Origin of the sequence: Buchnera aphidicola (Sitobion avenae) (assembly GCF_005082585.1) — a bacterium.
Taxonomy (GTDB): Bacteria; Pseudomonadota; Gammaproteobacteria; order Enterobacterales; family Enterobacteriaceae; genus Buchnera; species Buchnera aphidicola_Z.
This window is the reverse complement of the sequence record NZ_CP034855.1, coordinates 360,579-374,596: the sequence shown is the minus strand read 5'-3', so window position 1 is coordinate 374,596 and position 14,018 is coordinate 360,579. Positions and strand designations below refer to the sequence as shown.

Genomic DNA, 14,018 nt, shown 5'->3' with positions numbered 1-14,018 from the left:
ATTTTATTTTAAAATATATTTTCTATATAAAATAGTTCATTGAAATGATACTTTATCATTATTTTCATGACATAATATTTTTTTTTGGTTGAATTTGATTTAAAATTATGTCAGTTAATCCTATTCCTTTTTTACTAATTTCTTGAGATAGTTGTTGATCATAAATATCAGTATAAAGACGACTCTGATTATTATCTAATAAACTATCTTTTAATAAAGTGTTTCTCATATTTTTAAGTAATATTTGAATAAACACACTTTCTACTTCTTTAGCTGTTTTTAATGCATATTTTGTGGGATTATCATGTACTTGATATTTCAGTTCATTAATAAATTTAACATTATAATTTAATGTATTAAATAGTAAAAAATTATCATTCATTAAACAATTTCCAATTTTGCGTTAAGACAACCAGCACTTTTCATTAATTCTAAAATAGACATTAATTCATCAGGTTTAGTTCCTAATGCATTTAATGCCTTAACTATATTATTTAAATTGTCTCTATTACTAGAAATATCGTTCATATAGTTTTTATTAACTATATCTTCTATAGAATTCGCTTTTTTTTCAGTTTTCTTAAATGATTTTAAAAAATATAGATCTCTTTTTTTATTTTTAATTTGATTTATTATGATCGATGTATTTCCGTTGGAAACTACACATGATCTTAATTTTACTGATTGGTTAACAACAATAGAACCAGTACGAGGATTTATCACAACTTTAGCTTCTTCTAATGGTAATGAGATGTCTATATCTTGAATATTAGAAAGCATATGCACTTGTACATCATTATTAGCTGAAGTACTTAATTGTACTGTTTTAGAATCAATAGGAGTAGCTGTATCTGGATATTTTACATTAATCATATCACTCATACGTTGTGCTGTACTAAAATTTTCTTCGTTCAATTGTAAATTAATTGTTTTTTGTGTTCCAAAATTATTATTTATTTCACGTTCGATTGTTGCACCACGATGAATTTTACCAGAATTGACTTGGTTTAAATTAATATAATTTATTTTACCCTTTTTATTAAGTTTCTCAGAAACTAATACATTACCTTGAGCAATAGCATAGATTTGATTGTCAGTGCCTTTTAAAGGAGTCATTAAAAGTGTTCCTCCCTTAAGACTTTTAGCATTACCTATAGATGAAACGACCACATCTATTTTTTCACCTGTATGACTAAACGGAGGTAGATTTGCTGTAACTATTACTGCAGCTACATTTTTTATATGCATATTAGTTTCTGAATGAATACTAACACCTAATTGCGACAACATGTTATTTAATGATTGATTAGTAAAAGGAGTTTGTGTTGATTGATCACCCGTTCCATCTAAACCAACTATTAAACCATAACCGATAAGCGGGTTATCTCGAATTCCTTGAATACTGGTTAAATCACGTATCTTTTCAGCATGCAAAGACGATGAACAACTCACGCAAATAAAAATAATTGATTTTATTAACAATAATATTTTTTTAAACATAAAAAACCTTTATTGATGTGTTTTTTAAAAAGTGTCATAGTATATAATCATATTATTTTTAATAAATATTAAAATTTAAAAAAAAATATTTTTTAGTTATTTTAAACATATTTAATCTTTACTCATAAAGAATAAATAATAATATTCTTTATGAGATTGAATGAAATTTTGAAGAAATATAATTTTTAAAATTATTTAATTTTGTAATATATATCTATATAGGAGAGATTTTTAATAAAAATTTCTGAAACCATCCTATTTTTTGAATTTCGTTAATACGTCCATGACTTAAATATTCAATACGTGCATCAGCAATTTGAGTAGATGCGATAAAATTATTTTTATTGATATTATTAGGATTTATTACACCTGAAAAACGAATAAATTCTATACCTTCATTGATAGAAACTTGTTTTTCTCCAATAACTTTTAAATTTCCATTTGGGAGTACTTTTTGAACAGTAACAGTAATAAGACCAGTAAATTTGTTTTTAGCTGAGTTACTGCCTTTTCCAGAAAAATTGTTTCTTCCTATGCTATCTACACCAGTAGCATTATCTTTCAAATTAATTCCTAAAATAGGATTTAATTGTCCAGGTGATATTCTTACTCCTAAGTTGGCAGTACTATCTCTACTAACATCTGAAACAGAACTATTGCTAGCACTTATATTTTCTTGTAATACAACAGTGACTGTATCCCCAATGTTATGTGGGCGATGATCTTCAAATAATGGTTGATATCCATAATTCATTGGTATTTTTTCTTGAAATAAAGAACCATTTATTACTTTAGGCCATATATTAGGTGCTATAGCAGTTGTTTTGCCTTCTACTAAAGTTTTGTATTCAATATTAGTACAACTTTGAATTGTTAATAAAAACATGGCAGTTAAAAAGTATTTTATTTGACGAATAAATAACTTTATCACGAAAAAGTTACCTTTAATGATAGACGTTTAATATATGAATATTCTCGAACATATTTTCTAAAGACACAATCACAAGTGATTATTATAACTGTGACAGTTTTTGTAGCATTTGATCTGATGTACTAATAGATTTGCTATTTATTTCATATGCTCTTTGAGTTTGAATCATATTAACCAGTTCTTCAGCAACATTGACGTTTGAAGTTTCAACATATCCTTGATATAATACTCCAGCGCCATTTGAACCTGGAAGAGTATCAATTGGAGCTCCAGATGCTTGAGTCTCTTGATATAAATTTTCACCTAAACTTTCTAATCCTGAATCATTTACAAAATTAGTTAAACTTAACTGACCAACTAAGATAGGTTGTGTTTGTCCATGAATTGTTGCACTAATAACACCATCTCTTGCTATGTTGATATTTGTAGAATTAGGAGGAATATTAATTTCCGGTAGAATAGGAAAACCACTATTGGTTACTAATTGACCATTTTGATCTAATTGAAAAGAGCCGTCTCTTGTATATCCTATGTTTCCGTCCGGCAACTGTACTTGAAAAAATCCTGTGCCATTGATAGCTACGTCTTTTGAAGCATCTGTTTTTGAAAGATTACCTTGACTATGAATTCGTTCAGTAGATACTGGTCTTACTCCAGTACCTAATTGTAATCCTGATGGTAAAGTTGTTTCAAGTGATGAATTTGTTCCTGCTTCTCGTATCGTTTGATACATTAAATCTTCAAAAACTGCTCTGGATCTTTTAAACCCATTCGTGCTAACATTTGCTAAATTATTCGAAATAACATTCATATTAATTTGTTGAGCGTCAAGACCAGTTTTAGAAATCCATAAAGAAGGAATCATATTTTTTTTATCCTGTTTTATCAATTATTAACATTAATTAGTTGATTTGCATATTCTGCATTTTTATCACACATGGATATCATTTTCATTTGCATTTCAAATTGTCTAGCATTTGATATCATTTCTATCATATTTTTAGAAGCATTTACATTGCTTTCTTCTAAAAAACCTGATTGTACATGTATTTTTTTACTATGAGGTACAGTGCCAGTATATTGATTCAAGAAATTATTTTGTTTAAGATAAAATAGTCCATTTTCCTTTTCTACAAGATCTTGTGAAGGAAGAGATACTAATTTTAATGCTCCTATTTTATGTTCGGAAATATAATTATTTTTTTTTTCTATTGAAATGATAACTCCACTAGATAATATTTTTATATTTATATTTTTTGGTATTTTTATATTGCAATTGTTTCCTATTACTTCATGATCTTGAATAGTTAATTTTCCATTCGAATTTATTTTTAAATGACCATTTTTTGTATATGCTTCTTGACCTTTTCTATCTTTAACTGTTAACCATCCGTCATCTTTTATAAATAAGTCTAAATTTCTTTCTGTATGATTTAAAGATCCTGTAGAAAGATTATGATATTCCTTTGTAATTTTATTGTTAGTATTATTATATAAGTTTTTTATGTCATAGTTTTGTATCGTAGTAATAAACTTTTCTTTAAAACCAGTAGTTGAAATATTTGCTAAATTATTAGAAATAATAGTTTGTTTTTCTAATAATTGATTCGCAGAAATCATAGATTGATATATCGTATTCTCCATTATGTTCTTAAATCCCATTTTGTTAAATTATCGTAAATTTATTAATGTATTAATTATTTTATCTTCTGTTTTAAAAGATTGAGCATTTGATTGATAGTTACGCTGCGCTATAATCATATTTATTAACTCTTTATTTAAATCAACATTAGATGCTTCTAAAGTTTTTTCAGTTAAAATTTCAACATCTTTATCGCCTGTTGTTTCAATGATTTCGGAACCCGATTCCGAATTAGCTGACCATAGATTACCACTTTCAGGCTGTAGTTTTTCGGGATTGATGAATTTTGATAATAGTATTCGTCCAATTCCTTGTTGTCTATTATTTGAATACGTACCAACAATTTCACCATTTGGAAAAACATTAAATGTTTTTAATATGCCTTGGGCATATCCATTTTGAGTGTATTCTTCAAAAGAATTATCAGTATCAGATTGTTCTATAGTACCAGTTAAGTTGAGTACGATATTATCGTATTTTTTAGGGTTTTTTGATTCAATAGTAAAACTTGTATTAGAAATTAATTCGCCATCAGAATCAAATTTTAAATCAAAACTATTATTTATACTTTTTTGATCATTAGATTCATTTGAATTTACATTAACTTTCCATATATTATTTTCTATTTTATTAAAAGAGATCTTGATTTGTTCTTGTATGCCATCTTTATTATAGATACTGATAGTAGTAGTATAGTCTTCTCTTCCGGATGAGTTATTATCAGAACTATCTATATTTTCCATTGAATGAGTATTACGATTTAAAATAGCTTTTAATGTTATTTCAGAAGTAGGTTTTTCTTTTAGTACATGAGCATTTTTTAAATTAATAGGTTCCAAGTTAGATAGACCATTAAAAGTATTGTTTGAATAAAATTTGTTTTGCCCGGTGAGATACATTCCTTGCATATTAACAATGTTCTTGTTCTTATCAAGTAAGAATTGACCGTCTCTTGTATAATGCACCTGACCTTGAGAATCTAAAACACGGAAAAATCCATCTTCTATAATTCCTAAATCTAAACCCCTACCAGTTTCAACTAACATTCCATTGTTAAAGTTTGGTGTAACATTAAAAATTCTAACACCATATCCATTAGGATTATTAGAATAAAATGAATGAGAAAACATATCAAAAAAAATTGGTTTTCTAGATTTATATCCTATCGTAGATGCATTAGCGATATTATTTGATATTATATCTATATAATCATTATTAATTAGTAAACCACTTATAGCTGCCATACTTGACATAAATTTGTTCCCTTTTCATTTGTATTAAATAAAATTTTCTTATTTAAGGATCTCACGAATGTCTGAAGCGATTGTTTTTCCTAATTTTCCTAAATCTATAATAGGCTCTTCAGAAGATATAATAATGCTATTGACTAAGGCTTCACTCAGACTTTGAACAGGAACATTTTGTTCTTTGTTTTGAGCTTTAACTGAAATATTATATGTTCCAGTGGTCAAGCTTTTTTTATTTAAATCCTTACCGTTCCATATAAAAGTATATCTCCCTGCTTTTATATCTTTTGATATTGTTTTTAAATATAAAATTTTATTTTTTTCATCTGTAATTTGTATTTTAATTGAAGTGGCATTTCCCATTAATTCTATACCAAATTTTGTTTCACTATCTTTGGTATGCATTATTTTTTTACTAGGAACTGTTACATGACGTCCGATTAATGAAGATAATTGAATATTTTGATTTGCAGCAATTTCATTAGAGAATTTTATTACTGTATTATTTAGTCTCTCAACCCCACTTGCTGTATTAATTTGAGCTAATTGTGATGTTAAATCAGAATTTTTAATAGGATCAGTTGGATCTTGATTTTTAATTTGTGCAACAAGCAAACTTAAAAAGTTTTTTTGTAAATCTAGTGGATTAATGTTATTTTGTAAATCATGTCCTTTGTTTTTTGCAAATCTATTGTCTACAGGTAAATCTATATTAGATGAATGGGCATCGATAGCAATACTCATTTTGTCTCCGTTATTCACTAATGGTTAGTGTTTTCATTATCATGGTTTTAGCTGTTTTTAATACTTCTATATTTGCTTGATAACTTCTTGCTGCGGAAATATTATTGACAATTTCTGTAATGGGATTCACATTTGAAGTTAAAACATAACCTTTATTATCAGCCATAGGATTATTTGGATCATATATTTTTTTCATTGGACTAGGATTATCTATTATAGCAGATATTTTCACACCGCCTATTTTCGAATTTTTTAAAGGATCTAATTCAAAAACCACTTTTTTTGCAATATATGGATAGAATTTTCCATTTTTGTATATTGTAGTATCCATATTTGCTAAGTTACTAGCAATTACATTTATTCTTTGTGACTGAGCAGTCATTGCTGAACCTGCAATATTAAATATATTTAGCAGAGACATGATTTACATTATCCTTTTAATACGCGCATAATATTTCTAATTTCGTTTTGCATAAATACTAAACTAGATTGATATTTTAAACTATTATTTATGAATTCAATCCTTTCTCTATCCATATTTACCGTATTACCATCTTGTTTCATTTGATTTGTAATAACAGGTAGAGTTTTTAATAAAAAAACATTTTTATTTGTTGCGTTTAAATGATAAGGAGATGTTTTTTTTAAAAAAACACCTGTGTTTTTTGCATTTTTATTATATAACATTTTACTAAGTTCATCTTTAAAATTAAAGTCTATTGACTTGTATCCTGGCGTATCAGCATTAGCAATATTTGAAGATAATATTTCTTGACGTTTAGCATAAAGATTTAATGCCTGTTGGTTAAAATTAAAAATTTGATCTATTTTATTAAACATATTGTTATCCTAAGCATCATAATATAAAAAATTTTAATAAATTTAAAAACAAAAGATTTAAAAGGATGTACTTAAAAATAAAAAAGTATTTTTATTATACCTTTATTAAATATTTTCTATCAAGAAAATGTTCTTAAAAACACTGTATTTATAAATCATTTAATTAATATAAATCAAGGAAAAAAATGATAATCATAAAAATGATAATTTATTTGTTTTTATTATTTACATCTTTTACAGTTAATTCTATTGGTACAACTGTACAAAAATTTAATTTTTTTGATTTAACTCGACAATTAAATATTTTTTTAAAACAACAGTACCCTTCTAATAAAGATCATATCAGTATCATATTACGTACTCCATTAAAAAAAAATATTTCTTGCAAAAAACCTATTTTTTCTCTTTTAAATAATTTTCGTAAATTAGGTTTGATTGATGTTCTTTTAACTTGTAACAAACAATATTACTATCTAACAGTAGAAATTCAATCTGAAGGAGAGTATATTGCAGCAAATAGAAAAATTCCTCGAGGTACTATAATCAAAGAATCTGATTTAAAAGTTTTAATAGGACGTTTAGATAAACTACCTAATAATACCTTTCGTAATAAAAAAGATGTTATAAATAGAGTAAATCTACGTGATTTTTTGCCATTGCAACCTATAACATCTTTAATGACACATCCATTTTGGATGGTTAAAGTTAATCAACAGGTGACTGTTATTATTGATGGTCATAATTTTACGATTTTTTCCAGAGCAAAATCATTGAGTAATGGTGCTATTCATGAGAACATACGTGTTCAAACAAAAACAGGAAAAATTATTAATGGAATCATTAATAAAAATGGTGAAGTTATAGTCTCTTTATAAAAATTATTTTTTTTTATTGATGTAATTGTATCTTTATGTAAATATGTTATATAAAATTTTTTTTTAAATATAAAAAATGAAAACATTAATAGAAGCAATAAAAAAAATAAAAATCATATTGAATTCTTTAGAAGATATATTCACACAAGAATATCATAATTTATCAAACAGTGAGACTTCTAATGAAAATCTATTATATTTAATTGAAAAAAAAACATCATGTTTTAAGAAATTAACCATTCTAAGTCAAGATAGATTATCTCTTGAAAAAAAAATCGGTATTTTTGCACCTTATCAAAATCATTATCAATTAAATAATTATTGGAATCAAATCATAAAAAAGTGTATTTTTTTAAAAAGATTAAATCTAAAGAATAAAATTCTTTTAAATAAAAAATTTTATTTAAATCAACATTTTTTAGAGTTGTTTCCATCACATAAAACAGCTATTACTTATAATTTGAATGGAGATTTAAAAAATTAATATAAAAATAGTGAATTAGCATTTATCATCAAGAGACCAACGTAAAGTTTTACCTGATAAAAAGGGAATGATGACATCTTTTCCAACATTTATTCTTTTTACAATCCTGCATGGTTTTTTTACTATAGTGATAGTTTCTTTATTAATAGGCATATTATAAAATTTTGGACCGTTTTTAGAACAAAAAGATTCCAAATGTTTTAAAGCATTCATTTCTTCAAAAACTTCAACATAAGACAATAGAGAAGATGGAGCATTAAATATACCAGCACAACCAAAAATATTAATCTTGTTTTTATGAAAATGTGGAGCAGTATCGCTTCCTAAAAAAAAATGTTTATCTCCTTTAGATATAGCTTTTCTTAAAGCTATTTGATGTGTATATTTTTTTAAAATTGGCAAACAGTAAAGATATGGCTGAATTCCACCAGAAAACATATCATTACGATTTAGTATTAAATGATGTGGTGTAATAGTTGCAGATAAATAATTAAAATCACTTTTTTTTATATATTCTATGGATTCTTTAGTTGTGATGTGTTCTAAAACTATCTTTAACTTTGGGAATTTGTTCCGTAAGGGATCCAATGTTTTTTCAATAAATTTTGCTTCTCTATCATAAATATCAATATTTTGACAAATCTCTTCACCATGAATCAGTAATGGCATTCCTATTCTTTCCATGCATTCTAAGACAGAAGTAATATCACTAATTTTTTTTATACCAGTTTTTGAATTAGTTGTAGAACAATCAGGATAGAATTTAGCTGCAATAAATATTTTTTTAGAAAAACCTAATTCCAATTCCTGTGGTATAGTAGATCGAGTTAAATAACAAGTCATCAATGGCTGGAATTCATAATTTACATGCATTGCATTTAAAATTCTATTACGATAAGAAATACCCTTTAAACAATTTGTGATAGGATTATTAAGATTGGGCATAATGATAGCTCTTTTATAAAATTTTCCAGTATATTTAATAACTTTATTCAAAATATTATTGTCTCTTAAATGAACATGCCAATCATCAGGTTTTTTTATTTTTATTTTTTTTACAAATTCAGACATTTTCTTTTTGCTTTTTTTATATAATTATAATTATTAAACTGATTTTAAATATTAATTTAATTTTTTTAAAGTATTTAGGCTATATTATTTCATTTATTTTTTTAAAATAAATATGTAATATAAAAAATTATTGTTAGTGATTAGTTCAATTAATTTTTTAAAATGTACATGTTATAAATATTTTTATAATTATTCCAAAAAATTAAGATTGATCTTTAAATGATTGTATAATTAAAAAAACAGAAATATTTTTTTATGATTATAGGTTAGTTAGGAATGAATCTTTTAAAATCTTTAATATCTGTAAGTTTTATGACTTTAATCTCTCGTATATTAGGTTTTGTTCGAGATATTTTAATTGCGAGTATTTTTGGTGCTTCTATGTTTACTGATGCTTTTTTTATATCTTTTAAAATTCCTAATTTATTATGTCGTATTTTTTCTGATGGTGCATTTTCTCAGGCTTTTATACCTGTTTTAATGGAATATAAAACTAATGAAAATAAAAAAAATTTACAAGATTTTATTTCTTCCATATCTAGTTTTATGATCTTTTTTTTATTTTTAATAACTATTTTAGGAATGTTTTTTTCTCAATTTGTAATTTCAATAAGTGCGCCAGGTTTTTCAAAAATACCTGAAAAATTAATATTGTCTGCAAATTTGTTAACAATAATGTTTCCTTACATTTTATTAATTTCTTTATCTTCATTTTTTTCATCTATTTTAAATAGTTGGAATTATTTTTCTATTCCAGCTTTTTCACCAATATTTTTAAATATTAGTATTATTATTTTTTCTATATTTTTTAGTACATTTTTTAATCCCAGCATTATTTCTTTGGCATGGGCAGTGATTATAGGCGGTTTAATTCAATGTTGTTATCAACTTCCTTTTTTATATAAAATAAATATGTTAGTAATACCAAATTTTCGTTGGAACAACATTGGTCTGTTAAGAGTTTTAAGAAAAATGGGGCCTGCTATTTTAGGAGCTTCTGCAAATCAAGTTTCCTTAATAATTAATACTATTTTTAGTTCCTTACTTAATGCTGGATCAATATCTTGGATATATTATGCTGATCGGTTAATAGAATTTCCAGTAGGTATATTAGGTGTTTCGTTAAGCACTATTTTGTTTTCATCTCTGACTAAAAATTATAAAAACGGTGTAATATCAGAATATAAAAAAATATTTAATTGGGGTTTTCGTATTAGTTTAATTTTATCTTTACCGACTGCAGCAATAATTTTTTTTCTTTCAACACCAATAATTACAGTTCTTTTTCAATATGGGAAATTCACAGATATCGATGTTTTAATGACAGGAACTTCATTAAAATTATATTCTTTTGGCTTGATTTCATTTATTTTAGTAAAAATTTTAGCTTCTGCTTTTTATGCTTGTGAAGAAATAAATACTCCTATGAAGATTTCATTATTCACGCTTGTTTTGACTCAATTAATGAATCCATTTTTTGTGTTTTATTTTAAACATGCTGGTCTTGCTTTATCTATTAGCATATCTAGTTGGATAAATTTTTTATTGCTTTATTGGAAATTACATCGAAGAAAAATTATATCTTTTACATATAAAGAATTAATTTTTATTATTCATATAATTTTATCTACTTTAGTAATGATTATAATTTTATTTTTTATATTACATATGATGCCACTGTGGAATATAGGTTCATTTTTTAATAAAATGATCCGTTTGTTCTTAGTATTATTAGTTTCGGGGATTGTATATTTTTTAATGTTAAATTTTTTAGGAGTACGTTTGTTAAGTTTTTCTTATAAATTTTCTTAAATAAGGTAGTATTATACTAATCACATATTAATGATTATTTTTCATTGATATATGATTAATATAATATTTATTATATAATATTATATAAATTTCATGTTTCTTATAGTTCATCTAAAAACAATGGAGTTTCAAATGAAAAAAAAAGCTCTTGCTATCGTATTATTATTAGCAAGCTTAATTACCCCTGTTCAGGCTGACGAACAAAATGGATGGTACTTAGGTACAAAACTGGGATGGTCTCATTTTAATCCTATACAATCTGATATGAATCATTCTCAAGTCAATGATAGTAATTTTTTGACAGAAAATTTTAATGCTCCAATTATTGGTTTGTTTTTAGGATATGAATTTAATCCATATTTTGGTTTTGAAGTAGAAAATGATACTAATGGTTTTTTCCCTCATTTTATGTTTGAAAAGAATGCAGAACATGTGCAATTTAACAATCTTAAATTAGCAACCAAGTTATCATATCCAATTACGAATGATTTTCATCTTTACACGAAATTAGGTGGAATATTTTTATGGGATGATCTCACTTCTACAAATGTTTTTAAAAACTTATTTACTAAAAATACATCACTATTTCCGAGTGTTTCTTTGGGTGCTGAGTATATTTTTAATGATAAATTTATCACTAGATTAGATTATAATTGGAAAAATAGTGTTAAAAATATAATAGATCGATCCATGAAACCTTCTTCGGGAGATGCAGTTATATCTATTGGATGGAAGTTTGGAACATCAAACATGAATGATATGTTTATATCTGATGATTCTGAATTAACAAATACACAATATAGCGTATTAAATGAAAACATAAATTTTCCTTTTAATAGTGCAAAATTAAAACCTATTTCTTATGATAAATTAAATAAATTAGATAATGACATTAAAGACATGAAATTAAAAAATATTTCTATTATTCTTTTAGGGCACTCTGATAGAATAGGTAATGAGGAATATAATCAAAAATTGTCTGAAGATCGAGCCTATAGTATTAAAAATTATCTAACGTCTCGAGGTTTTTCTGAAGAAAACATTACTGTTAAAGGTATGGGGAATTTATATCCATTAACTAATCAAGTATGTAAAGATATAGGAAATAGACCTTTGCTAATTAGTTGTTTAGCTCCGGATCGTCGTGTTGAAATTGAAGTTTTGTCTGATATGCAATAAATTTTATTTAGCGCAGTTCGTTAAAGTCTGATATATTTTTTTCGGAGAGAGAGAGATTCGAACTCTCGGACGATTTCTCGTCGGCGGTTTTCAAGACCGCTGCCTTAAACCGCTCGGCCATCTCTCCGATGTAAACACAAGACAATGATTTATAAATAATACAATAAATTATTCATATAATGATAAATCATTATATTATTTATTGCAAAGGTAATTTTATTTTATTTGTATAAATTTATTTTTTTAAAAAAATTATCTTTTTATTTGTAATTTTTCTTTTTTTTTTCTATAATAAAATTATAGGCGTATTGGCAGATTGGATATGTAGCGGATTGCAAATCCGTATAACCCGGTTCGATTCCGGGATACGCCTCTAAAATTTTTTACGCCCGGATGGTGAAATTGGTAGACACAAGGGACTTAAAATCCCTCGGCTTTATAGCTTTGCGGGTTCAAGTCCCGCTCCGGGTACCAAAAAAATTACAAGCGTTATAAAAAAGCTTGATATACTTTGTATTTACTTGTTTTCTTTAGTATGCAATGTTTCTTAAAAAATTCCTTTAATAAGAAATCATATTTAAAACAACTATTTGTTACAAATCTCAGCTCTCCTTTTAACATTAAATATTTTCGAGAATTACGGATCATTTCTTCTATAATATTAAAATTTGTTTTTAAATCATGATGAAAAGGTGGATTAGAAATAATTAAATTAAATTTTTTAAAGATGTTTGAGTACAAATTGCTATAAATTATTTCCCCTGTTAATTTATTATAATCAAGTGTTTCTTGGCTACATTTTAATGCACACAGACTATTATCGACTAACGTTAATTTTACATTTGGCGAAGAATACAATAAAGATACTGATAAAAATCCTGTCCCGCAACCTATATCTAAAACATTTCCTGTTATTTTTCTTGAAAAAGTAGAAACGAGCAATTTACTTCCTTCATCTATTTTTTTGTGGCCAAAAACTCCTGGTAGTGATTTTATAATTAAATTTTCCCATATATGCGTTTTAAAAAAATCTTCTAATATAAAAACGCTATTTTTTTTAATAAAACCGGAAATTAAAATAGAATGTTTAGCTTTTTCAATTTTATTTATTTCAATCCATTTGTTAAAAATTGATGGGGCACTTTTGACTCCACTCGAATTATTTCCTACAATGAATATTTCTGTATTAATTGGAAAGCACGAAATAATATTGATCAATTGAAATTTTGCTTCAGATTTATCTTTAGGCCAATAATAAATTATTGTATCGCAATTATTTGTCATTTCCTGAGAAACTAATAAATTATTATAAACATCAATATTTTTATTTTGTTTTTTGAAACTGATATAATTATTTTTTTTTTGAAGATTTATTTTTGTAATAATAGTGTATAAATGTAGAGGGAAATCATCTTGTATATTCCCTGAAAAGAAAACTTTTTTTGTTTGAAATATTTCGCTATGACGTAGTATAAGTTGACTATTTTTAGATATTAACAAAATAATACTTTTCCTTGTAAATTTTAATAAATTTATGACTTATCATTATTTTTATTAAAAATGTTCATGTATTTCATAAGATTTTTTTTATATATTTTTTATTTTTAATAAAAAAATAGAAATTGTTATCATATAGTATTTATACTATAATTTACCTGCGTAAAATTTTATTAATTTTCATCGAATATAAAAA

Annotated in this window: 15 protein-coding genes and 3 tRNA genes; 6 read left to right on the top strand and 12 right to left on the bottom strand. The window is 25.3% G+C overall.

What is annotated here, in order from left to right; translation table 11 throughout:
- Window positions 1-64: 64 nt before the first annotated feature.
- The 9 genes from D9V77_RS01730 to flgB all read right to left on the bottom strand — a co-directional run bounded on the left by D9V77_RS01730 (window position 65) and on the right by flgB (window position 6,904).
- Complete coding sequence (locus D9V77_RS01730; protein ID WP_158338481.1) at window positions 65-382, bottom strand: rod-binding protein; 318 nt, start codon at window positions 380-382, stop codon at window positions 65-67.
- Window positions 382-1,500 carry a flagellar basal body P-ring protein FlgI gene (locus tag D9V77_RS01725; protein WP_158338479.1) on the bottom strand — a complete coding sequence of 373 codons (1,119 nt, stop codon included), beginning with the start codon at window positions 1,498-1,500 and terminating at the stop codon, window positions 382-384. Before D9V77_RS01725 ends, D9V77_RS01730 begins: the two co-directional genes overlap by 1 nt.
- Before the next feature lie 214 nt (window positions 1,501-1,714).
- Window positions 1,715-2,431, bottom strand: a complete 717-nt coding sequence (locus D9V77_RS01720) for a flagellar basal body L-ring protein FlgH (RefSeq protein ID WP_158338477.1) — start codon at window positions 2,429-2,431, stop codon at window positions 1,715-1,717.
- Window positions 2,432-2,513: 82 nt separating this feature from the next.
- The gene (flgG, locus tag D9V77_RS01715) at window positions 2,514-3,296 is read right to left on the bottom strand and encodes a flagellar basal-body rod protein FlgG (protein ID WP_158338475.1); all 783 of its coding nucleotides are present in this window, start codon (window positions 3,294-3,296) and stop codon (window positions 2,514-2,516) included.
- A 20-nt stretch (window positions 3,297-3,316) separates the two neighbouring features.
- The gene (gene flgF, locus D9V77_RS01710) at window positions 3,317-4,075 is read right to left on the bottom strand and encodes a flagellar basal-body rod protein FlgF (protein WP_158338473.1); all 759 of its coding nucleotides are present in this window, start codon (window positions 4,073-4,075) and stop codon (window positions 3,317-3,319) included.
- A 27-nt stretch (window positions 4,076-4,102) separates the two neighbouring features.
- The gene (locus D9V77_RS01705) at window positions 4,103-5,326 is read right to left on the bottom strand and encodes a flagellar hook protein FlgE (protein WP_158338471.1); all 1,224 of its coding nucleotides are present in this window, start codon (window positions 5,324-5,326) and stop codon (window positions 4,103-4,105) included.
- A 39-nt stretch (window positions 5,327-5,365) separates the two neighbouring features.
- On the bottom strand, window positions 5,366-6,064 hold the full coding sequence (locus tag D9V77_RS01700; protein ID WP_158338469.1) for a flagellar hook capping FlgD N-terminal domain-containing protein: 699 nt from the start codon (window positions 6,062-6,064) through the stop codon (window positions 5,366-5,368).
- 10 nt (window positions 6,065-6,074) lie between these two features.
- Window positions 6,075-6,485 (bottom strand): flagellar basal body rod protein FlgC, encoded by a 411-nt coding sequence (gene flgC, locus D9V77_RS01695; protein WP_158338466.1) that lies wholly within the window; start codon window positions 6,483-6,485, stop codon window positions 6,075-6,077.
- Between the two features lie 8 nt (window positions 6,486-6,493).
- Window positions 6,494-6,904, bottom strand: coding sequence for a flagellar basal body rod protein FlgB (gene flgB, locus D9V77_RS01690; protein ID WP_158338464.1), 411 nt, complete (start codon window positions 6,902-6,904; stop codon window positions 6,494-6,496).
- A gap of 194 nt (window positions 6,905-7,098) precedes the next feature.
- Here flgB and flgA point away from each other — a divergent pair, with 194 nt between their 5' ends.
- Both flgA and D9V77_RS01680 read left to right on the top strand, forming a co-directional pair.
- Window positions 7,099-7,779 carry a flagellar basal body P-ring formation chaperone FlgA gene (gene flgA / locus D9V77_RS01685; RefSeq protein ID WP_158338966.1) on the top strand — a complete coding sequence of 227 codons (681 nt, stop codon included), beginning with the start codon at window positions 7,099-7,101 and terminating at the stop codon, window positions 7,777-7,779.
- 76 nt (window positions 7,780-7,855) lie between these two features.
- Window positions 7,856-8,263 (top strand): flagellar protein FlgN, encoded by a 408-nt coding sequence (locus tag D9V77_RS01680; RefSeq protein WP_158338462.1) that lies wholly within the window; start codon window positions 7,856-7,858, stop codon window positions 8,261-8,263.
- A gap of 15 nt (window positions 8,264-8,278) precedes the next feature.
- Here D9V77_RS01680 and pyrC read toward each other — a convergent pair whose 3' ends face one another.
- Window positions 8,279-9,334: a dihydroorotase gene (pyrC, locus tag D9V77_RS01675; RefSeq protein WP_158338460.1), complete on the bottom strand. Its 1,056-nt coding sequence runs from the start codon at window positions 9,332-9,334 to the stop codon at window positions 8,279-8,281.
- A gap of 276 nt (window positions 9,335-9,610) precedes the next feature.
- On the opposite strand from pyrC, the gene murJ reads away from it, so the two are divergent.
- Both murJ and D9V77_RS01665 read left to right on the top strand, forming a co-directional pair.
- The gene (gene murJ / locus D9V77_RS01670) at window positions 9,611-11,146 is read left to right on the top strand and encodes a murein biosynthesis integral membrane protein MurJ (protein WP_158338458.1); all 1,536 of its coding nucleotides are present in this window, start codon (window positions 9,611-9,613) and stop codon (window positions 11,144-11,146) included.
- A 132-nt stretch (window positions 11,147-11,278) separates the two neighbouring features.
- Complete coding sequence (locus D9V77_RS01665; RefSeq protein ID WP_158338456.1) at window positions 11,279-12,325, top strand: OmpA family protein; 1,047 nt, start codon at window positions 11,279-11,281, stop codon at window positions 12,323-12,325.
- A gap of 42 nt (window positions 12,326-12,367) precedes the next feature.
- Here D9V77_RS01665 and D9V77_RS01660 read toward each other — a convergent pair.
- Window positions 12,368-12,452: transfer RNA gene (locus tag D9V77_RS01660), tRNA-Ser, on the bottom strand.
- A 175-nt stretch (window positions 12,453-12,627) separates the two neighbouring features.
- On the opposite strand from D9V77_RS01660, the gene D9V77_RS01655 reads away from it, so the two are divergent.
- Window positions 12,628-12,698, top strand: a tRNA-Cys gene (locus D9V77_RS01655).
- A 14-nt stretch (window positions 12,699-12,712) separates the two neighbouring features.
- Window positions 12,713-12,799, top strand: a tRNA-Leu gene (locus D9V77_RS01650).
- Between the two features lie 15 nt (window positions 12,800-12,814).
- Here D9V77_RS01650 and rsmC read toward each other — a convergent pair.
- Complete coding sequence (gene rsmC / locus D9V77_RS01645) at window positions 12,815-13,825, bottom strand: 16S rRNA (guanine(1207)-N(2))-methyltransferase RsmC (RefSeq protein WP_158338454.1); 1,011 nt, start codon at window positions 13,823-13,825, stop codon at window positions 12,815-12,817.
- Window positions 13,826-14,018: the final 193 nt, after the last annotated feature.